This is a genomic window from Arthrobacter oryzae, from assembly GCF_030812315.1.
In the GTDB taxonomy this organism is placed as follows: domain Bacteria; phylum Actinomycetota; class Actinomycetes; order Actinomycetales; family Micrococcaceae; genus Arthrobacter; species Arthrobacter oryzae_B.
Genome location: NZ_JAUSSM010000003.1, coordinates 1 through 20,899 on the forward strand (window position 1 = coordinate 1; position 20,899 = coordinate 20,899).

At 65.9% G+C, this 20,899-nt stretch carries 17 protein-coding genes; 10 read left to right on the forward strand and 7 right to left on the reverse strand.

What is annotated here, in order from left to right; genetic code table 11:
* Window positions 1-151: 151 nt before the first annotated feature.
* Entirely contained in the window at window positions 152-847 is a 696-nt protein-coding gene (locus J2S97_RS06755) for a queuosine precursor transporter (protein ID WP_307047805.1), read from the reverse strand.
* Between the two features lie 243 nt (window positions 848-1,090).
* Here J2S97_RS06755 and J2S97_RS06760 point away from each other — a divergent pair, with 243 nt between their 5' ends.
* The 4 genes from J2S97_RS06760 (at window position 1,091) to J2S97_RS06775 (ending at window position 4,057) form a co-directional block, all read left to right on the forward strand.
* A complete protein-coding gene (locus tag J2S97_RS06760; protein ID WP_307047807.1) occupies window positions 1,091-1,747 on the forward strand; it encodes a TetR/AcrR family transcriptional regulator in 657 nt (218 codons plus the stop codon).
* Between the two features lie 65 nt (window positions 1,748-1,812).
* On the forward strand, window positions 1,813-2,730 hold the full coding sequence (locus tag J2S97_RS06765; RefSeq protein WP_307047809.1) for a TIGR01777 family oxidoreductase: 918 nt from the start codon (window positions 1,813-1,815) through the stop codon (window positions 2,728-2,730).
* A complete protein-coding gene (locus tag J2S97_RS06770) occupies window positions 2,727-3,158 on the forward strand; it encodes a hypothetical protein (RefSeq protein WP_307047811.1) in 432 nt (143 codons plus the stop codon). Before J2S97_RS06765 ends, J2S97_RS06770 begins: the two co-directional genes overlap by 4 nt.
* A 56-nt stretch (window positions 3,159-3,214) precedes the next feature.
* On the forward strand, window positions 3,215-4,057 hold the full coding sequence (locus J2S97_RS06775) for a hydroxymethylpyrimidine/phosphomethylpyrimidine kinase (RefSeq protein WP_307047813.1): 843 nt from the start codon (window positions 3,215-3,217) through the stop codon (window positions 4,055-4,057).
* A 179-nt stretch (window positions 4,058-4,236) separates the two neighbouring features.
* On the opposite strand, the gene J2S97_RS06780 is transcribed toward J2S97_RS06775, so the two are convergent.
* The gene (locus tag J2S97_RS06780) at window positions 4,237-5,541 is read right to left on the reverse strand and encodes a serpin family protein (protein ID WP_307047815.1); all 1,305 of its coding nucleotides are present in this window, start codon (window positions 5,539-5,541) and stop codon (window positions 4,237-4,239) included.
* 222 nt (window positions 5,542-5,763) lie between these two features.
* Between J2S97_RS06780 and J2S97_RS06785 the strand changes: the two genes are divergently transcribed.
* Complete coding sequence (locus tag J2S97_RS06785; protein WP_307047817.1) at window positions 5,764-6,120, forward strand: iron chaperone; 357 nt, start codon at window positions 5,764-5,766, stop codon at window positions 6,118-6,120.
* A gap of 121 nt (window positions 6,121-6,241) precedes the next feature.
* On the opposite strand, the gene J2S97_RS06790 is transcribed toward J2S97_RS06785, so the two are convergent.
* Window positions 6,242-7,990, reverse strand: coding sequence for a pyruvate dehydrogenase (locus J2S97_RS06790; protein WP_307047820.1), 1,749 nt, complete (start codon window positions 7,988-7,990; stop codon window positions 6,242-6,244).
* A 274-nt stretch (window positions 7,991-8,264) separates the two neighbouring features.
* Complete coding sequence (locus J2S97_RS06795) at window positions 8,265-9,659, reverse strand: MFS transporter (RefSeq protein WP_307047822.1); 1,395 nt, start codon at window positions 9,657-9,659, stop codon at window positions 8,265-8,267.
* 288 nt (window positions 9,660-9,947) lie between these two features.
* On the opposite strand from J2S97_RS06795, the gene J2S97_RS06800 reads away from it, so the two are divergent.
* Genes J2S97_RS06800 through J2S97_RS06810 form a run of 3 tightly spaced genes read left to right on the forward strand, consistent with a single transcriptional unit; the run spans window position 9,948 to window position 13,080 of the window.
* A complete protein-coding gene (locus tag J2S97_RS06800; protein WP_307047824.1) occupies window positions 9,948-10,616 on the forward strand; it encodes a response regulator transcription factor in 669 nt (222 codons plus the stop codon).
* The gene (locus tag J2S97_RS06805) at window positions 10,613-12,049 is read left to right on the forward strand and encodes a sensor histidine kinase (protein WP_307047826.1); all 1,437 of its coding nucleotides are present in this window, start codon (window positions 10,613-10,615) and stop codon (window positions 12,047-12,049) included. Before J2S97_RS06800 ends, J2S97_RS06805 begins: the two co-directional genes overlap by 4 nt.
* On the forward strand, window positions 12,046-13,080 hold the full coding sequence (locus J2S97_RS06810) for a TAXI family TRAP transporter solute-binding subunit (RefSeq protein ID WP_307047828.1): 1,035 nt from the start codon (window positions 12,046-12,048) through the stop codon (window positions 13,078-13,080). The genes J2S97_RS06805 and J2S97_RS06810 overlap by 4 nt, the downstream gene beginning before the upstream one ends.
* Window positions 13,081-13,174: 94 nt before the next feature.
* Here the strand turns inward: J2S97_RS06810 and J2S97_RS06815 are convergent, their stop codons facing one another.
* The gene (locus tag J2S97_RS06815; RefSeq protein WP_307047830.1) at window positions 13,175-14,662 is read right to left on the reverse strand and encodes a helix-turn-helix transcriptional regulator; all 1,488 of its coding nucleotides are present in this window, start codon (window positions 14,660-14,662) and stop codon (window positions 13,175-13,177) included.
* 181 nt (window positions 14,663-14,843) lie between these two features.
* On the opposite strand from J2S97_RS06815, the gene aceA reads away from it, so the two are divergent.
* Window positions 14,844-16,175, forward strand: coding sequence for an isocitrate lyase (aceA, locus tag J2S97_RS06820; protein WP_307047832.1), 1,332 nt, complete (start codon window positions 14,844-14,846; stop codon window positions 16,173-16,175).
* A 223-nt stretch (window positions 16,176-16,398) separates the two neighbouring features.
* Window positions 16,399-18,072, forward strand: a complete 1,674-nt coding sequence (gene aceB / locus J2S97_RS06825; RefSeq protein ID WP_307047834.1) for a malate synthase A — start codon at window positions 16,399-16,401, stop codon at window positions 18,070-18,072.
* A gap of 254 nt (window positions 18,073-18,326) precedes the next feature.
* Here the strand turns inward: aceB and J2S97_RS06830 are convergent, their stop codons facing one another.
* Both J2S97_RS06830 and J2S97_RS06835 read right to left on the reverse strand, forming a co-directional pair.
* Entirely contained in the window at window positions 18,327-19,520 is a 1,194-nt protein-coding gene (locus J2S97_RS06830; RefSeq protein ID WP_307047836.1) for an MFS transporter, read from the reverse strand.
* Window positions 19,521-19,603: 83 nt separating this feature from the next.
* The gene (locus J2S97_RS06835) at window positions 19,604-20,836 is read right to left on the reverse strand and encodes an ROK family transcriptional regulator (protein ID WP_307047838.1); all 1,233 of its coding nucleotides are present in this window, start codon (window positions 20,834-20,836) and stop codon (window positions 19,604-19,606) included.
* Window positions 20,837-20,899 lie beyond the last annotated feature (63 nt).

A 20,899-nucleotide genomic window follows, 5' to 3' on the forward strand; every position in this document is an offset into this window, starting at 1 on the left:
ACAGGCATAACGAAATCCATGATGGACCTTTCCCCGCTCTGAGCACCGGCTCCAGCAACAGGGAACCTGTCACACAACAGCCTGACACACAGGGACCTTCCGGCGAACCCGCGTGGTTCCGGCGAACTCGCTGAGGGTGGCTGTGTGGCTCTTACGCCCCGTAGCTCGGTTCGCGCTTCTTGATCCAGCCGATGGTCAAGGTGGTCACCGGCACGAAGAGGAACTCCACCAGGGTCTTGTAGAGGAAGCCCACCAGCACGTAGTTCACGAAGGTGCCGAAGTCCGTAATGCCGATGACCGACGCCGCGATGCTGCAGAAGATCAGCGTGTCAACGAATTCGCCGGCCACCGATGAGCTCATGATCCGGGCCCACAGCGACTTTTCGCCCGTGCGCGCCTTCATCTTCACCAGGATCCAGGAGTTGATGGTCTGCCCGGCCACGAACGCCAGCAGCGAGGCCAGCACAATCTGCGGAACCGGGCCCAGCGCACCTTCGAGCGCGGCCTGCTTGGAGGTACCGAACTCGTCGCCGAAGCCGGGCAACGCGATGATCACCCAGTAGCAGAGGGAGGCGAACACGGACAGGGCAAACGTGGTGATGATGGCCCTGCGTGCCACCTTGAATCCGTAGACCTCGCTGATGACGTCGCCCAGGATGTAGGCCAGCGGGAAGAGGAAGAAACCGCCGTCCGTGATGATCGGACCGATCGCCACGCCCTTGGACGCCCCGATGTTGGACAGGATCAGCACCACAGCCATGACGGCCAGCATGATGCCGAAGTAGGGGGAACCGATCGAGGCGAATTTCGGCGCCGCGGAGGCGGGGAAAGTCTTGGCGGTAGTCATGGGTGATCCATTCGGAGTGGTTCGCTCGGCTGCCCGGGAAATCGCGAGGAAGTCGCTGCAGCGGCCGGCTGTATTAGCACTGGGAGGGGCTCCAGCGAAGTGCTTCCGCCGGAACCGTGTTCCATTCTCGCACCACCGGGCGCGCACGGGCACCGGTCGGCAAACTACTCCGTAATTTGAACACGTTCAATTCGTGTGCCACACTTCTTGAACACGTTCAGAAATCGGATGACGGAGATCCCCATGGCAAGCAAGAGCGAGCAGACGCGGCAGCTTGTAGCCGACGTGGCACTGCGGATGTTCCGTGAAATCGGCTTCGAAAAAACCACCATGCGCGCCATCGCGACGGAGGCGGGAGTGTCGGTGGGCAACGCCTACTACTACTTCGCATCGAAGGACGAGCTGGTTCAGGAGCTCTATGTCCAGGTCCAGGCGGAGCATGCCACCAAAGCGGCCCAAGCCGTCGAGAGCGTCAAGGACCTCAGCGGCAGGCTCAAGGCCACGCTGCACGCCGGCCTGGACGTCATGGAGCCGTACCACCGCTTCGGTGCCGACTTCATCGCCACCGCCATCCGCCCGACGTCGCCCGTCAACCCGTTCTCCGGCGAATCCACGGCCGCCCGGGATGCCTCCCTGGCCATCTTCCGGAACATCGTGGACGGCGCCAGCCCGGCTGTTCCCAAAAAGCTTCGCGCCGACCTGCCGGAGCTGCTGTGGCTCGGCTACATGGGAGTGGCGCTCTTCTGGGTCTATGACACGTCGGAAGACAGGCGCCGCACCCGCAAACTGATCGACGGAGTGGCACCGCTGATCGCTCGCGGGCTGTCCCTCGCAAGGATTCCCGGCGTCAGCAAGGTGCTGGACGACGTCCTCAGCCTGAGCCGCAGCGTCCGCGAATAACCAGGTTCCGGCACCAAAAAGCCGGCAGCCAAACTTCAAAGCAGCAGCAATCAATGGGGGGAAAGATGGACAACCGAAAGACTGTGGTCCTGGCCGGAGCATCCGGTTTCATCGGCGGGTATTTCCGGACACGCTTCGGGCAGGACGGCTGGCAGGTCCGCACCATCGGCCGCACCGGCGCGGGCACCGGAGCGGACACCGCATGCTGGGGCGACGACGCCGGGATCACCAGGGCGATCGACGGCGCCGACCTCCTGGTCAACCTCGCCGGACGTTCCGTGAACTGCCGCTACAACGAGCGGAACAAGGCACAGATCCTGGGATCCCGCGTATCCACGACGGCGGAACTTGGCCGGGCGGTGGGGCGCTGCTCCGCTCCCCCGGCGACCTGGCTCAACGCCAGCACCGGGACCATCTACCGCCATGCAGAAGACGCACCGCAGTCGGAACAGGACGGTGAGCTGGGCGAAGGCTTCTCCGTGAGTGTCGCCCGGGATTGGGAGTCAGCCCTGGCTGCCTCCGAAACGCCCCTCACCCGCAAGGTTCCGCTGCGGATCTCCATCGTCCTCGGCCCGGGTGCCGGTGTGATGCGCCCCTTGGCCAATCTCGCCAGGCTGGGGCTGGGCGGACCTATGGGCAGCGGCAGGCAGAAGTTCAGCTGGGTCCATGTCGAAGACCTGTACCGCAGCGCGCTGTTCGTGCACCAGCGGACGGACATCACGGGCCCCGTGAACGTTGCCTCACCCGACGTCGTGGATAACCGGGAGCTGATGCGGTTGGTCCGGCGGGCCCATGGCGCGCCGCTCGGCCTGACGACCCCGGCGTGGCTGCTGGAACTCGGCGCCGTTCTGATCCGTACCGAAACGGAGCTGGTTCTCAAGAGCCGCTGGGTAGAGCCGCGGAAACTGCTGGCTGCCGGCTTCATCTTCAGGCATCCCGAGCTGGGGAGCGCCCTTAAGGACATCACCGGGCGGCAGGCATGAGCCGCCCGGAACGCGTAGTGCTGGGATCCGGCGCCGTGTGGCTCGGCATCCTCGTGACGCATGTGACGTTCTGCCTGCTGCTCGGCGCCAACGACCAGCTACGCAATTCTGGTTCGACGTCCGGCGTTTGGTTCGCCGTCGTTGCCCTGATGGTCGGCGCCATTCCTGCGGTAGTCATCGGATGGAGCCTGGCGATGCCGCTGGGTCTGCTGTTGCGGCCGGTCAGCAGCCACTGGATCCATGTGGCGGCATTCGGCCTGCTGGGCGTTGCGTTGGGTTTCCCGTTTGGCGGTTTCAGCTCCGTGCCGGACTATGCCGCTGCAGCCGCCATGGGTGCCGCGGCTGCGTTGGGCCGGCTCGCGGTCTGGAAACTTGCCGGGGAATACGGCGACGGCGGGCAGCCGTCGCCGGGACCCGAAGTCCCGTAGCGATATTGGTCATCCGCACAATGCGGCCTGTTTGGGCGCGGTGGCAGGATGGGTGGATGACTTCTGCCGCTGTTGAGACGTACCCTTCCGTCGCCCTCACCATTGCCGGGTCCGAGGCGACCGGTGGTGCCGGCGCCCAGGCCGACCTGAAGACTTTCCAGGAACTGGGCGTGTTCGGCATTGCCAACCTGACCTGCATCGTGTCCTTCAACCCGAACGACAACTGGAACCACCGCTTTGTCCCGGTGGACCAGCAGGTCATCGCGGACCAGCTGGAGGCGACGACGGCGGCATACGGCGCCGCTTCAGGCGCGCCGTCCTTACTCGACACCGTGAAGATCGGCATGCTGGGCAGCCCGGCCACCATTTCGACCGTTTCGTCCGCCCTGGTCACGGGCGGGTTCACCAACGTGGTGCTCGACCCGGTCCTGATCTGCAAGGGCCAGGAGCCGGGCCACGCACTGGATACGGACCAGGCACTCAAGGCACAGATCCTGCCGCTGGCCACGTTTGTCACGCCCAACCACTTCGAGGCGGAGTCGCTGTCCGGCATGGAGATCACCGACGTCGAGTCCCTCAAGGCCGCGGCCATCCGCATCCATGAGCTGAGCGGGGCCGCCGTGCTGGCCAAGGGCGGCGTGCGCCTGGCCGGGCCCGACGCCGTCGACGTCTATTACGACGGCGGCACCCTGGAAGTCCTGTCCGCCCCCAAGGTGGGCGAAGTGGCTGTCTCCGGTGCCGGCTGTTCCCTGGCCGCCGCGGTGACAGCCGAGCTGGCCAAGGGCGCGACGCCGCTCGAGGCTGCCCGTACGGCCAAGGCGTTCGTGACCGCCGGCATCCGCAACCGTGTGGCCTCCGGCGCCCCGTTCGACGCCCTGTGGCAGGGTGGCCCGCGCTAACCACTCCCCGCCTGCCAGGACCCTCTCTCACTTTTCGCACGAAAAACCGGGACCCTCTCTCACTTTTCGCACGAAAAACCGGGACCCTCTCTCACTTTTCGCACGAAAAACCGGGACGCTCTATCACTGGATGAGCGAGCGTCCCGGTTTTCGTTGCAGGATCTGAGCGAGCGTCCCGGTTATGAGCGGGGGTCGGCCACCGTTCCCATGAACAGCGGCAGGCCGGTTTCCACGTGCACGATCTGATAGTGGAACGGCCGGTCGAAGGTGATGGTGCGCTCGGGCTGCGGCGGAGCGCTGGTGGCCATGCCGTTGATCTGGGTGACAGCGGCGGCGATGGTGCCTTTTTCGGCAACAGTGATGTTGGCAGCCTGCGCGGCCTGGGTAATCATCATCTTGGGCTGGATGTTGTTGAAGTCCTCGGTGGTGTTGAGGGTCTTCTGCAGGCCGAGCGACTCAAACACCTTGCGCAGGTCAAAGCTGCATTTGTGGTCCCAGCGCGGCAGCTGGATCTGCACTGTTTCGAGCGCTGCTGTGTCGAAGGTGTCGGCGATCTCCGTGAGCTTGGCTGCGTTGAAAGCCGCGGACGCGGGGCGGGATCCGGCCTCGGTTCCCGGGCCGGTTCCGGCCTCCGGCAGGACCAGGCGCATGACGAAACCGTCGGCGTAGGGAAGGTCCACGCCCTGCCAGCCAGCCCCTTCCGCGTACTTCATTTCCAGCTCGTTGTGCATTGCGGGCGCCTCGATTTCCTCGCCGGCGGCTGTGGTGAAGGGCAGGTCCGAGGTGTCATTCGGGTCAAACGGCGCGCTCCAGGCGGACGCAAAGTACAGGGAGTTGAGCAGGCTGAACGTGTTGTCTGGATCGTACTTTGCCGGGGCTTCTTTGATCCGGCCGCCAGTGTTCCTGTTGACCCAGGCATCGATGGCGGGCTTCGTCGCACCCTCATCGCTGAAGTCCACGGGATACACACCGGTTCCGTAGTGCCGGGCGAGAGTGTCCAGGAAGGATTCCCCGGTGGGCACGCCCTTGTCCACGAACAGCCCGTTGGCGGCGTGCATGACCGGTTTCCGCGGCGGATTGTCCTCGTCCACTGAGCCGGGGTCGCCGTCGAACTTCTCGAGTGACCTGAGAACCGCATTCATGGCCTCATCGCGGTTCTCCTGGGGAAGTTGTAGGACGCTGTCCATCTCCGCGGCAGTCTCGCCCGACGCACCGGAGCGAAGCATCGCGAGCGCAATCAGCAGGCTCCCTGGCGAGGACACCACGTTCCCGTTGGAGCCGTCGCCCCCGTCGGCCAGCAGGGCTTCGCCGAGGCCCAGGGCCGAAGCCCGGAAGGAACGCAGTTCAGCGGCATAAGCTGCACGGTCCACCGAAACCCGCTCCACGCCGTCGGCCTTAAGGAGATCGGGAGACGACGCCGAACAGGCGGTGAGCGCCACCAGGGCACCGGCCGTCGCGATCCTGGCCACACGGAATGTTTTCATTTTCTTCCCCCTTGGACCTGCCCTGCCGGCATTTGGCGGGAATCCGCCCGTCTTCCTTCAGTCAACCAGCCGGCCTGCCGCAGGACGATGCCCGTAGGGTCACGGTTTGCCGTCGTTTTGGTTTCACCCCGCCGACGTTCCCGCATCTTTCGCAACGTTTCCGCCAACGCTCCCGCACTTCCGTCACGGGCGTATCCTCGTGACATGTCGGAGGAGCGCTAGATGGCACAGCATTTCAACAGCATTGACGAGTACATCGCGTCCTTTCCCGCCGAGGTGCAGGTCATCCTCCGGGAAATCCGGCGCAGGTGCCACGCCGCTGTGCCGGAGTCCGGCGAGATGATCAGCTACGGCCTCCCGACCGTCACCCTGGACGGCAAGTACGTGGTGTACTTCGCGGGATGGGCCCACCATGTTTCGGTGTATCCGGTGCCGGCCGGAGACGATGCCTTTCAAGCTGAGATCGCCCCGTACCGGTCCGCCAAGGGAACGCTGAAGTTCCCGCTGGGCAAACCTGTACCGTACGAACTCATCGAAAAGACGGCGGCACTTCTTGCGGCCGAGCGCCGCGGGCAGTAGCGGCCGGCTGTCGCGGCCGTCGGCTGCCACAGCCGCCGGAAGCGTACGACGGCGGGCGCCAGCGCCGCCGTCGTCCGCGGGAGCCAGCGCCGCCGTCGTCCGCGGGAAAGGCTTTGGCGGACTACCGCCGCGGGATGTTCCTCAGATTGCTCCGCGCCATGCTCACGGCCTCGCCGGCGCCGCGGTTCAGGACCACTTTGGACATCGCGGTCGCGAAGCCGAGGACCTGCGACCCGGTGATCTTCGGCGGAATCGACAGCGCCTTCGGATCCGTGATGAGTTCCACCAGGGAGGGCCCGGGGTGGGCGAAGGCCTCCCGGTAGGCTTCCTCGATCCGCGCCGGATCCGTGACGCGGACCGAGTGGAAGCCGAGCGCGCGGGCGACGGCGGCGTAGTCGGCGTCGGGCACATCGACGCCGAAATCGGGCAGCCCGTCCACGAGCATCTCGAGTTTGACCATGCCCAGCGTGGAGTTGTTGAAGACCACGACGTTCACCGGCAGACGATGCGCTGCAACGGTGATGAGCTCACCGAGCAGCATGGACAGCCCGCCGTCGCCCGAGACCGAAATGACCTGCCGCCCGGGGTAGGCCAGCTGCGCGCCGATCGCGTGCGGCAGCGCGTTGGCCATCGAACCGTGCAGGTACGAGCCGATCAGCCGGCGCGTGCCCAGAGGATTGATGTAGCGTGCGGTCCAGACGTTGCACATGCCTGTGTCCGCGGTGAAGACGGCGTCCTCCGCCGCCACCTGGTCCAGGATCGAGGCCGCGTACTCGGGGTGGATCGGCTGCTTCTTTTCGACCTTGCGCGTATAGGCGCCCACGGCCTTGTTCATGAGCCTGTCGTGCTTCTTGAGCATCTGGTTGAGGAAACGCCGGCTTTTCTTTGGAGCCAGCAGGGGCTTCAGCGCGGCGAGCGTGGGCAGCACGTCGCCGTGAACGGCGACGTCGACGTCGGTCCGCCTCCCTAGCTTGTGGGCGGCCCGGTCCACCTGCGCGGTCCGGGTGCCGGGCAGGAACTGGTCGTAAGGAAAATCCGTGCCGAGCAGGATCAGCAGGTCCGCGTCCTCGATCCCTTCGGCTGCGGCGCCGTAGCCGAGCAGCCCGGTCATGCCGATGTCGTACGGGTTGTCGTACTGCATGAAGTCCTTGCCCCGCAGCGAATGGCCGATCGGGGCGCCGATCACTTCTGCGAGGGCGACGACTTCGTCGTGGGCGCCCTGGGTTCCTGCCCCGGCAAAGATGGCGACTTTTCCGGCCGCGTTGATGGCATCAGCAAGCTCCCGGACGCTCGCGGCGTCGGGGACGAGGGTTGCGCGCCGGAACGTCGCGGGCAGCGGCGTCTCGCCGGTTGCTTCCAGGCCGGCGATATCGCCCGGAAGAGTGACGACGGCGACTCCCCCGAGCCCGACGGCGTGCTGGATCGCGCTGTGCATGACCCGGGGTGCCTGCTCGGCGGTGCTGACCAGCTCCGAGTACACCGAGCATTCATTGAAGAGACGGTCCGGATGGGTTTCCTGGAAGAAGCCGCTGCCGATCTGCTTGCTCGGAATGTGCGAGGCGATGGCCAGGACAGGTGCTCCTGAGCGGTTCGCGTCGTACAGGCCGTTGATCAGGTGCAGGTTGCCGGGGCCGCAGGAGCCCGCGCAGACTGCGAGCCGGCCGGTCAGCTGGGCTTCGGCCGCAGCGGCGAAGGCTGCGGCCTCCTCATGCCGGACATGGATCCAGTCGATTCCGCCGTGCTGGGAGCCGCCCGTTTTGCGGACGGCGTCGACGATCGGATTGAGGCTGTCCCCCACGATCCCGTAAATTCGCTGCACGCCGGCAGCCTGGAGTTGTTCAATGAGCTGGGTGGCGAGTTCCTTGGCCATGAGTGCACACTCCCGCGATCAGGTTGATGGGCTGACAGGGCCAATATAGTCCGCCCTTATCGAAACGCTCTCGCACTTAACGCAACGAAAACCCGGACGCTCTCTCACTTTCCACAAGAAAGTGAGAGAGCGTCCGGGTTTTTCCTGCAGGACGTGAGAGAGCGTCATGGGGCGGTGAGCGTTCGACGACGGCGGGCGCCCGGCCCGGCCCCGTACGGAACCGCATTGCCGGCCACCCGCCGTCGTACTCTTCGGGACCGTCTGCTCCTGGACGCTAGGCGTCCACGAGGTCCTTGTCCTTGTCGTCATCCTTGCTGGACTGCGGCCAGGCGTCGCCCTGTTCGCGGTCCAGGTGCGTGGCCTTCTTGTTCCGCAGCGCGAAGACGTAGACCACCAGCGAGATGGCGATGGCGACCGTGACGTAGGTGAAGAACAGGTCCACCCGCTCGGCCTTCTGGAAGGCCGCGCCGAGCAGCGGAACCGTGCCGCCGAAGAGTGAGTTGGCAATCGCGTAGCCCAGCCCCACCCCGAGGGCACGGATGGAAGCCGGGAACAGCTCGGCTTTCACGAGGGCGTTGATGGAGGTGTAGCCGCCAACGATTAGGAGGCCGCCCATCATGAGCAGGAACGCGGTGAACGGGTCCTTGGTGTTGGACAGGGTGGAAAGCAGCGGCCAGGTGAAAAGGACGCCGGTGATGCCGAACCACAGCAGAAGCGGCTTGCGGCCCACCTTGTCCGAGATCATGCCGTAGACGGGCTGGAGCAGCATGAAGATGAACAGTGCCCAGAAGTTGATCACCGAGGTGTCGGTCTTGGCGATGCCGGACGTATCGTTCATGAACTTCAGGATGAAGTTGGTGTAGGTGTAGAACGCCACAGTGCCACCGAGGGTGACGCCGATGCAGATCAGCAGCGGCTTCCAGTACTGGGTGAACAGCAGCTTCATGGTGCCCGGCTGGGCAACGCCGGCCACTGCCGGTACCTTCGCGGCCTCGACCTGCTCGGCGGAGACGGTTTCCTCCATGGAGCGCCGCAGCCAGAGGACGACGAGTGCCGCCACGCCGCCGATGGCGAACGGGATACGCCAGCCCCACTCAGTCAGGTCGTCCTTGGGCATCACATTCTGCAGGATGACCAGTACCAGCAGGGCCATCATCTGGCCGCCGATCAGGGTGACGTACTGGAAGCTGGAGAAGAAGCCGCGGCGCTTGGACGTGGCGGCCTCGGACATGTAGGTGGCGCTGGTGCCGTATTCGCCGCCCACGGAGAAGCCCTGGACCAGGCGGATCAGGATCAGGAGCACCAAGGCCCAGACGCCGACCTGCTGTGTGGTGGGCAGGAGTGCGATGGCAAAGGAACCCGCGGACATGAGCGTCACGCTCAGCGTCAGCGCTGCCTTGCGACCCTTGCGGTCGGCGTACCGGCCGAAGAACCAGGCGCCGATGGGGCGCATCAGGAACGACGTCGAGAACACGGCCATCGCCTCAAGGCCGGCCTGCAGCTCGTCCTTGGAGTTGAAGAAGTGGGACTGGAAGTAGGCGGCGAAGACCGTGTAGACGTAGAGGTCGTACCATTCCACGAGGTTGCCGGCTGAGCCTTTGAGGATGTTGCTCACAGCCCGGCGGGTCTGGGCTGACTCACTCTGGATCTCGGTTTGCTGGGTGCTCATCGCTGAACCTTCCTGGCCGGGGTCGCCACGGGGCCCTGGCTAACTTTCGTGCTGTCCACGGCAACATTGCCCATGGTTCCTCCTCGACATCGACAGTCCCCAGAAAGCCGAGGACCCCATCCAAGCTATTCGTGATCCACCGCACAACCAACGCGGGAGGGGAAGTCCTAACACTTCCTTAGGTTTTGCCCCTGGGTTGCCCTGCAGGGCGGAAAATCGGTGGACGGGGTAATCTCCAAAGGCGGGCTGGGGAAGAAAACACCGCTCATACGGAACAGGAAACAGGCCATGGATGTGCTCATCGTCGAGGACGACGACGCCATGGCGTCCGCCCTCGACGCGGCCGTGGTTTCCGCCGGGCACACGGCCTCCCGGGTTGCCCGCGGAGCTGACGCACTCCTGGAACACCGGCGCTCCGAGGTCATCCTGCTCGATCTGGGCCTTCCGGATATGGACGGCCTCGACGTCCTGCGCAAGCTTCGCCAGGTCACGCCCGTCCCGATCCTTATCCTCACAGCCCGCGACGACGAGCGCAGCGTGGTGCTTGGCCTGCGGTCCGGAGCCGATGACTACCTCGTCAAGCCGGTGAAACTCGTGGAGCTCCTCGCCCGCATCGAAGCCGTCACCCGGCGGGCAGGCCGCGCAAAGGACACCAAGCAGCGGACCATCGTGCTGGGCGAACTCGAGGTGGACCTCGAACGGCGTGTGGCCGCGATCGGTCCCAGGGTCCTGCCCCTGACCGCCACCGAATTCGACCTGCTCGCGCTCCTGGCAAGCCATGCAGGTTCGGTGGTCACCCGGGAGCAGATCCTGGATGCGCTGTGGGGCGATGCGTTCCTTGCCTCCTCGCGGTCCCTTGACGTGCACCTGACAGGCCTGCGGGCGAAGCTCCAGATGCCGGGCTTCATCATCAACGTCCGCGGCGTGGGCTACCGGGTCGAGGCGGGTCCTGCGTGAAGCTGCGTGTCCTCGGTATCCTGAGCGTCCTGTCCGTCCTCATCGTCATCTTCGCCTCCACCGCCATCCTGTCGTCGGCCAGCCGGGAGCTCACCCAGGAACTGCAGATCAACCGGGCTGCCGCCCTCAACCGCCTCGCGCAGGTGGCGTTCGACGCCGCGACGGACGGAGGAGACGCCACGCAGCTGCAGGCCGAGATGGACAGATACTCGGAACTGTATGGCGAGGGGGTCCTGATCCGGCTCCAGGCAGGCACGCTGCGCTCGGGCGGCCTGAGCGAGGAACGGGCAGACGTCCGCGACGCGCTGGCCAGGGCGAACCTGAACCTCAACGACACCACGCTTGCTCCGCTTCAGCCCTTCGGAACCGGATCTGAGGTGATTTCACGCTCCTTCGGCAGCGCAAGCCAGGTTCTTGGCGAGGCGGTCCTGGAAGTCAACCTGGATGCGGCCCGGCAGAAGCTGCGGGAGCGGTGGCTCCTCGTCGGAGTGGCTGCGGCCGCCCTCGCAGCGGTGCTCCTCCTCGGCGCCGCCCGCGTAACCAGGTGGGTGCTGCGTCCTGTGCACCGCCTGAATTCGGCGGTAACGGAGCTTGAGGCAACAGGCAGGACCGGCCGGCTCCCGGAGGACGGGCCACCGGAACTGCGGGAACTGAGCCGCTCCTTCACCAGAATGGCGCGGACGGTCAGTGCGAGTATCGACTCCCAGCGCCAGCTGATTGCCGACACCTCCCACCAGTTGCGCAATCCCGTGGGCGCCCTGCGGTTGAGGATCGACTTGCTGCAGCTTGAACTGCAAACAGCCCGGGAACACAAGGCCGCTGCCGGAGTGCAGGCGGAACTGGAACGTGTGGAAGAGATCCTGGACGGGGTCCTGAAGCTGGCCACGGCCGAGCACCGGATCTTCGAAGACTCTGCCGGAGGGCCGTTGGGGACCCCTTCGCGCGGGCTCCCTGCCGCGGTTGATCCCTACCCTGTCCTGCAGGAAGAAACCGAACGGGCAGGACCTGCGGCACGGCGCAGCGGCTCACACATCCTGCTGGGCGATCCGCCGGACCCGGCGGTGCACATTGCCTGCAACGCCGCCGAACTGGCCCAGATGGTGGGGGAACTGATCAACAACGCCATCAAATACGCAGCCGGCGCCCGCATCTCGGTGGCAGTCCGGGTACGCCCGGACGCGGTCGCCGTCGAAATCTCCGACGACGGCCCCGGGCTTTCCGCTGAGGAACGGGCGGCTGCCACAAGCCGCTTCTGGCGTTCCCCTCAGCACCGGGAAATCCGCGGCAACGGCCTGGGCATGACGATTGTGGACAAACTGGCGGGAGCCAACGGGGGCAGCCTGCTGCTGGCGGAAGCCTCGCCGCACGGCCTGATCGCGAGCATCGAGTTTCCGCGTGCCTTGGCCCAACTGGGTAAGGAGGGCCCTGTATGACTGGTCTGACCTTCGCGGCCGGCGGCGACAATGGCCTTCCGCCGAGGCGGACCGCCCTCAAGGCAGGGCTGGCTGCCGGGCTGGCGGGACTGCTTTTGCCGGCCCTCAGCGCCTGCACTCCCGAGGACCGTCCGGGCACGGTGACCGTGGCCGGGGGTGAGCCGGGAGGGTTCTACCTGGAGTTCGCCACGCTGCTGGCGGAGTCCCTCCAGCGCCATGGCGTAGCAGACCATGCGGTGCCACTGACTACCGGAGGAAGCCTGGACAACCTGGGGCGGCTGCTTACGGGCCAGGCCACGTTCGCCGTCGCGCTGGCCGATGCCGCGGCCCAGCAGCTGGAAGCACGCGGCACGTCCGCCGCCGGAGTCACCGCCCTCGGAAGGGTGTACGAAAACTACGTCCACTGCATCGTACGGAAAGGCAGCGGCATCGGTGACCTCGCCGGACTGGCAGGCAGGACCGTGGCTGTCGGCGAGCCCGGCTCGGGGACCTCCTTGACCACTCCTCGACTGATCGAAGCTGCCGGGCTGGGCACCGCTGCCGTTGGCGCCGCCTCCGCTGCCGCCACCGAAGAGACAGTCAACGTGCTGAACCTCGGGCTCAACGATGGTCTGGCAGCCCTGCAGGACGGGTCAGTGGACGCCCTGTTCTGGTCCGGTGGCGTGCCTACGGCCGCAATCGCTGACAGCAACAAGGCGGCCGCCCTGGGATTCCTGGACCTCTCGGCGTTGATTCCGTCCATACGGACCCGTTATGGCCCCTACTACGACCGCGTGCTGATCCCTGAAGGCAGCTACGAGGGCATTCCGGCGGTCTGGACGGTGGGTGTGGCCAACCTCCTCTTGTGCCGGAACGACCTGGACGCGCGAACCGTAAAGAGGACCGTCGAACTGCTGGTGGGGCATGCCGAGGAACTAATCCCCCGCTCCAGTCTGGGGGTCCAGTTCCTGAGCCCGGAATCGCTGATCAACACTGCGGGGTTGCCGCTGCACCCGGCAGCCGCTGATGCCTACCGTGAACTCCACGGATAACCGAACGCTCTCTCACTATTTGCACCAAAACCCGAAACGCTCCCTCACGTGTGAGAGAGCGTTTCGGGAAACACAGCAGGAAGTGAGAGAGCGTTCAGCTCCCGGAGTGCGCCTGCAGGAACGAATACACCTCGGTCTCGTCCACGCCCGGGAAAGCACCCGGAGGCATGGCGGCCAGCAGGTGGGAGTGCGCCCGGGCGGACGGCCAGGCGTTGCCCGCCCATTCCGACGTCAGCGAGGCAGGCGGACGGCGGCAGCAGTTCTCGTCAGGGCACGTGGACTTTGACCGCTCGGTGGTTTCCCGCCCGCGGAACCATTTCACCTGCGCGTACGGCACTCCGACGGACAGGGAGAACTCACCGTTCGCCGAGCGCTCAGTCCGGGCCGTGCACCAGTACGTCCCCGCCGGGGTGTCCGTGTATTGGTTGTACGCACTGAACTTGTCCGCCACGTCGAACACCATGCGGCTGGTCCAGTATTTGCACGACGGCTGGCCCTCGATGGCGCCGGTGTGGTCCTGCGGGAACGTCACGCCGTCGTTCTCGTAGGCCTTGTAGATGATGCCGCTCTTATGGGTCTTCTGGAAGTGGGTGCGGATGTCCAGGTGCTGGGTGGCGAGGTTGGTGAAGCGGTGGGCGGCCGTTTCATAGGACACGGCGAAGGCGTCCCGGACGTCCTCCACTGCGATTTCCTTGGCTTGCTTGGCCTTCTGGAGGAAATCGACGGTGGCCTGCTCGGGCAGCATCAGCGCGGCCGCGAAGTAGTTCGTGGCCACGCGCTGCATCAGGAAATCCCCGTAATTGTTGGGGGTCTGGTGGCCGAGGACGTAGTGGCCGAGTGCCTGCAGGAGTACCGACCGGGGGTCGTGGTCCGAGCGCTGGTTCTGTGTCAGGTAAATTCGGTGGTTTTTGAGATCCGTCACGGAACGGGTGGAATGCGGCAGGTCTCCCACATGGTGGAGGGTGAACCCGAGATGACCGGCAATGTCCGCGATGACGTGATGCGAAAGCGGACCGCTGGTGTGTCCCACCGAGGCCAGGACCTTCTGCGCCTCGGCCTCGTACTCCGGGAAGTAGTTGTTCCGCTCGCGCATCATGGCCCGCAGTTCAGCGTTGGCGCGGCGGGCTTCTTCGGGCGTCGCCACCTGCTCATTGAGTTTCCGCTCCAGCTCGTGCTGCAGGCCCACCATGGACTCCAAAACATCCATCGGGAGCCGCGAACTGATGCGGATTTTCGGCAGGTTGAGGGACTCATAGATGGGGCTGCGCTGGTACCGTTCCAGCTCGATCTCCAGCGCCGCCCGCCGGTTTGGCGGCTCCGCCCCGAGCAGCTGGTCAATGGTCACGCTGAGTGCCGTTGCAAGCAGCTGAAGCAGCCCCAGCTTCGGTTCACGTTTACCGTTCTCGATCAGGCTCAGCTGGCTCGGCGCGGTCCCGACGGCGGCACTCAGGTCGTCGAGTGTCATGCCCGCCGCCTTGCGCAGGTGCCGCACGCGGCGGCCCAAGCTGATGACGTCCACCTCGGGGGCGCCAGGGGACGACGGCGGGGTGGCCGCTTTGCGGTTCCAGCTTGTAGGGGACATTTATTGAGCATACGGGAAGAAGTGCACTTCTTTCCATAGTTTTCATCTAGTAACCCTCTTGAAAGTGCTGAAAAGTAGATCTCACGGAAAGAAACACCGCACCGGTCCGGGCCGGCCCCCACTGCAAAGGCGCAGGACGGGGTCGGCCAGGACAACCCGGAGCACAAACAAGGAGACAAAGATGACTGCAGCATTTGAGCCCACCCAGCAGACGCCCGAAGAGCAGGCCGCCGCACTGGAGCTCGAGTGGGCCGCCAACCCCCGCTGGGAAGGTGTGACCCGTGACTACAAGGCAACGGACGTCGTCCGACTCCGCGGCCGCGTCTCCGAAGAACACACCCTCGCCCGCCGCGGCTCCGAGAAGCTGTGGAAGCAGCTGACCGAAGAGCACAAGGAAGGCAAGTACACCAACGCCCTGGGCGCCCTCACCGGCAACCAGGCCGTGCAGCAGGTCAAGGCCGGCCTCCGCGCCATCTACCTGTCCGGCTGGCAGGTTGCCGCCGACGCCAACAACTCAGGCCACACGTACCCGGACCAGTCGCTGTACCCGGCCAACTCGGTTCCCACCGTGGTCCGCCGCATCAACAACGCCCTTCTCCGCGCCGACCAGATCGAATTCTCCGAGGGCGTCCAGACCGTCGAGGACTGGATGGTGCCGATCATTGCCGACGCCGAGGCAGGCTTCGGCGGACCGCTGAACGCCTACGAGCTCATGAAATCCATGATCCAGGCCGGCGCCTCGGGCGTTCACTGGGAGGACCAGCTCGCTTCGGAGAAGAAGTGCGGCCACCTCGGCGGCAAGGTGCTGATCCCCACCCAGCAGCACGTCCGCACCCTGAACGCGGCCCGCCTGGCCGCCGACGTCGCCGGCACCCCGTCGGTGGTCATCGCCCGCACCGACGCCGAGGCAGCAACCCTGATCACCTCCGACGTCGACGAGCGCGACCAGGAATTCATCCTCCGCGAAGGGGGCCAGCCGGTCCGCACCGCTGAGGGCTTCTACAAGGTCCGCAACGGCATCGAACCCTGCATCGCCCGCGCCAAGGCCTACGCCCCGTACTCCGACCTCATCTGGATGGAAACGGGCACCCCGGACCTCGAACTGGCCCGCAAGTTCGCCGAGGCCGTCAAGGCCGAGTTCCCGGACCAGATGCTCTCCTACAACTGCTCGCCGTCGTTCAACTGGCGCAAGCACCTGGACGACGCCACCATCGCCAAGTTCCAGCGTGAACTCGGCGCCATGGGTTTCACCTTCCAGTTCATCACCCTGGCCGGCTTCCACGCCCTGAACTACTCGATGTTCGATCTCGCCCACGGTTACGCCCGTGAAGGCATGAGCGCCTACGTCGAGCTCCAGGAAAAGGAATTCGCCTCCGAGTCCCGCGGCTACACCGCGACCAAGCACCAGCGCGAAGTCGGCACCGGCTACTTCGACGACATCGCCACTGCGCTCAACCCGAACGCATCCACCCTCGCCCTGGTCGGATCGACCGAAGAGGGCCAGTTCCACTAACACTTCCGACGGCGGGCCTTATGTCCGTCGGCCTTCGGACCGGCAATGCTCTGCCTGCTATCCCCATGCCCGCCCCATGACCTCGTAGAACTCGGTCGGGGGCGGGCACAGGGCCCCTTTACGCAGGCTGTCGCATCACCGGCTCCTTCGGCCTCGTGCGGATCTCACCTAATGTCACCGCCCGCCGTCGAACTTCCCTTCTTGCTTTTAAGGAGCAATCGAAATGAACAGCTTCACTGACAACTTCACGATCAACGGGATCACACTGACCGCGCAGCCTATTTGCCGGCAGAGCGAGGTGCTGACGCCGGACGCCCTGGCGTTTGTGGCCAAGCTGCACCGGGCCACCACGGCGCGGCGGCAGGAGCTGCTGCAGGGCCGCCGCAACCGACGGGCCGAAATCGCCAAGGGGCAGGACCCGCGGTTCCTCCGCGAGACCGAGTCCGTCCGCAATGATCCGAACTGGCGCGTCGCTCCCCCGGCCCCGGGCCTGGAGGACCGCCGCGTGGAGATCACGGGCCCGGTGGACAAGAAGATGACCATCAACGCGCTGAACTCGGGCGCCAAAGTATGGCTTGCCGACATGGAAGACTCCTCCACGCCGTCGTGGCGGAACGTCATCCAGGGCCAGCTCAACCTCGCGGACGCGCTGGAACGCCGGATCGACTTCACCTCGACCTCCGACGGACGCAGCAAGGACTACAAGCTCCGCCCGGCCGGCGAACTGCCCACCATCGTGGTCCGCCCCCGCGGCTGGCACCTGCCGGAAAAGCACATGCTCATCGACGGCGAACCGATCGCCGGTGGCATCGTGGACTTCGGCCTGTACTTCTTCCACAACGCCCGCCGCCTGCTGGCCCAGGGCAAGGGCCCGTACTTCTACCTGCCGAAGATCGAAAACCACCTCGAAGCACGCCTGTGGAACGACATCTTCATCCTGGCCCAGGACCTGCTGGGCATCCCGCAGGGCACCATCCGCGCCACGGTGCTGATCGAGACCATCACGGCCTCCTTTGAGATGGAAGAGATCCTGTATGAACTCCGCGACCACGCGGCGGGCCTGAACGCCGGCCGCTGGGACTACATCTTCTCCATGATCAAGAACTTCCGCACCCGCGGCCCCCGCTTCGTCCTCCCTGACCGCGTGCAGGTGACCATGACGGCCCCGTTCATGCGCGCCTACACCGAGCAGCTGGTCCGTGCCTGCCACAAGCGCGGCGCCATGGCCATCGGCGGCATGGCCGCAGCTGTCCCGAACCGCAAGGACGAGGCAGCCAACGCCATCGCCTTCGAGAAGGTCCGTGCGGACAAGACCCGTGAGGCCGGCGACGGCTTTGACGGCTCCTGGGTTGCCCACCCGGACCTGGTTCCGGTGTGCCGCGAGGTGTTCGACGGCGTCCTTGGCGACCGGCCGAACCAGCTGGACCGCCTCCGCGAGGACGTCACGCCGGATGACCGGGCGCTGCTGGACATCGCCGCCACCACCGGCACCATCACCGAACAGGGCATCAGGAACAACATCGAGGTCGGGATCCGCTACATCGAGTCCTGGCTGCGCGGCAACGGTGCGGTGGCCATCCACAACCTGATGGAGGACGCCGCCACCGCGGAGATCTCCCGCTCGCAGATCTGGCAATGGATCTACTCCCACGCCATCACCGACCACGGCGAAATCATCACCCGCGAGTGGGTGGAGGACATGCTTGACCAGGAATTCACGAATCTCGAACGCTTCGAAGGCGACCGCTTCGCCGACGCGCGGGACATCTTCGAGGAAGTCACCCTGGCCGACGCGTTCCCCACGTTCCTGACCCTTCCCGCCTACGCCCGCTTCCTGCACGAGTCCCGCGACCGTTCCGAGGGGCCGATTGAGGACGCGGAGCTCGCGGCCGCCTAGGAATCCCAAAGTTTCCGCTTGCCGGGCGGCCACGCCCTCCGCAACAGGCACCCCGAAATCCGGGGCGGCCGCCCGGCAGCGGAACCACCATTAAGCGCGAACGGACAGTTGAGGACCTTGGCTGAGGGCCTCAACTGTCCGTTCGCGCTTTTTTGTGGGGGCTTATGTGTCCGTTCGCGCTTTTTTGTGGGGGCTTATGTGTCCGTTCGCGCTGGGAGTTCCGGGGCGGGGAAGTACGACGACGGCGGGACGCGTCAGCGGGTCTTGGGGACCTTCCGCACGGAGAGCGTCGTGCCCAGGAAGAACGCCGCCACGGAGCCGAGGATCAGCAGCATGGGGTTGGTCCAGGACCCGGAAAGGCTGTGGACATAGCCCAGGAGGGTCGGTGCGGCCGCGCCCACCGAGTACCCCACGCCCTGGACGATGGCGGACATCCGGCCGGCGGATGCCTGGTCGCGGGCCAGCTTGATGATGGCAATGAAGATGAGCGTGATGCCGCCGCCCTGCGCCGCTCCGCCCACGGAGGACCAGAGCCACCACAGCTCCGGAGCCAGCAGCAGGCCAAGGGGAACGGTCAGCCACATCGTGCCCAGGGTGACCGCCACCGCCGTCGTACTGGCAAACCTGGCCACCATCGGCACCCCCAGGCCGCCCACAATGGCGAGGATCTGGAAGAGGGAGGACCCTGCGCCGGCGGCGGAGGGTGCCATGCCGAGTTCGTCGATCAGGAAGGTCGGCAGCCAGGCCGTGACGCCGTAGTAGGAGAAGGCCTGCCCCGCAAAGCCCGCTGTCAGCCCGGCGGTAATCCAGCGGGACGACGGCCGCCCGCCGGAGGGCCGGGGATTGGAATCATCGACGGCTGCGGGAACGAAGGCATTGCGCCCCACTGACATCACCCAGAAAACCGTGGCTGCCACGGCGAAGAGCCCGCTGGCTGCGAGGGACAGCCGCCACCCGGCAAGCTCCGCCAGCGGCGCGGTAACCACGGAGGTGAGGAACGAGCCGATGTTCAGGGCAGCGGTGTAGATGCCCATGGCCGTCCCCTGGCGCCGCGGTGAAAAGTCGCGGCGGATGATCAGCGGGACAGCGATATTGCCGATGGTGATGGCCAGGCCGATGAGGACGGTTCCGAACAGCACCAGGGCGCCGTTTCCGGCCGAGCGGACAATGACACCGGCAAGCACCCCGAGCAGCGTAAGCATGATGGCGAATTCGGCACCGAATTTCCGGCCCGCAAACGAGGCAAGCGGCGCCGCCAGGGAAAAACACAGCACGGGAATGCCGGTCAGCAGCCCCAGTTCCACCGGCGAGAACCCGAGGTCCTGCTGCATCGGGCCCACCACGGGGGCAACAGCCACAAACGGGCCACGCATGTTCAGCGCGATGAGTCCGATGCTCGCCAGCAGGATCCAGCCGCGCGGCATCCTCGCGAGGATACTCGCCGTCATGAGGCGGGCTGCGGCTTGGTGCGGGAGCTGGAAATCGGTGTCATCAACTCATTGCTATCACGCCCGCAGCCGCATGACGGGCGTTATCCCGTAGCCTGCAGGGTGGCTTCTATCACGGCAGGAGACAGCACATGCTGCGTGACCATCTGGCTGGCACCGAGGATGGCTGCCTGGTCCCCGGCCATCGAGAGCGCTATCCGCAAGTGTGATGTGGCCAGCGGCAGGGACCGCCGGTAAACCACTTCCCGTACGCCTGCCATCAGGTGCTCGCCGGCCTGGCCCAGGCTCCCGCCGATCACGATCACCGACGGGTTCAGCAGGTTCACCACTGTTGCCAGCACGTCCCCCACATCGCGGCCGGCCTGGCGCAGCGCCTGGATTGCCTGCAGGTTTCCCGCGGCGACCAGCCGCAGGACATCCCCGCCCTTCTCGGCAGCCAGTCCCTGGCCGGCCAGTTCCCGCGCCACGGCGGGACCCGACGCCAGTGCTTCGAGGCAGCCGTAGTTGCCGCAGCGGCAGAGGACGTCATCACCGCGCGGGACCCGTACGTGGCCAAGGTCGCCCGCTGTTCCGTTGGCACCGCGCTGCAGTTCACCGCTGCTGATGATGCCCGCACCGATGCCGGTGGCCACCTTGATGAAGAGGAAGTTGTCGTGCTCCGGCCAGTGGGCCGTGCGTTCGCCGAGGGCCATGATGTTGACGTCGTTGTCCACCAGCACCGGGACCGGCAGCGAGCGCTGGACGTAGCGGGCCACGTCGAATCCGTCCCAGCCGGGCATGATGGGCGGCTTTACCGGCATCCCGGTGGCGTGTTCCACGGGCCCGGGCAGCCCGATCCCGATGCCGGCGAGGTCCGCCGGAGTCCGGCCGGCCTCGGTGAGGAGCATTTTGCCCTCCTCGACCACCCGGCCCAGGACGGTTTCCGGGCCCTCGGCCACGTCCTGGGCGAGGCGCCGCTCGGCGAGGACGTTGCCGCCCAGGTCGGTGACGGCAACGATCACGTGCGTTGCGCCCACGTCGACTGCCAGGACGGAGCGCGCGGCGGGGTTGAAGGCAAAGCGCGACGGCGGCCGGCCGCCGCTGGAGGTCGCCTCACCGGCAGGTCCCACCAGCCCGGAGGAGATCAGCGCGTCAATTCGTGCGGCCACCGTGGACCGCGCCAGGCCGGTGGTCAGGGCCAGCTCGGCCCGCGTGCGCGCCTTGCCGTCGCGGAGCAGCTGGAAGAGATCGCCGGCGCGCGAAAGACTCCCGCCACCATCGGCAGCGGTGTCGGTTCCGGGTTCGGTGCCGGGCTCTTTCCCAGACGTTGGACTCATGAGTCAGTGATAGCACGAAGCTCTTATGCATGTCACGCCGTCGAAAGATCGTCGATGACTTTT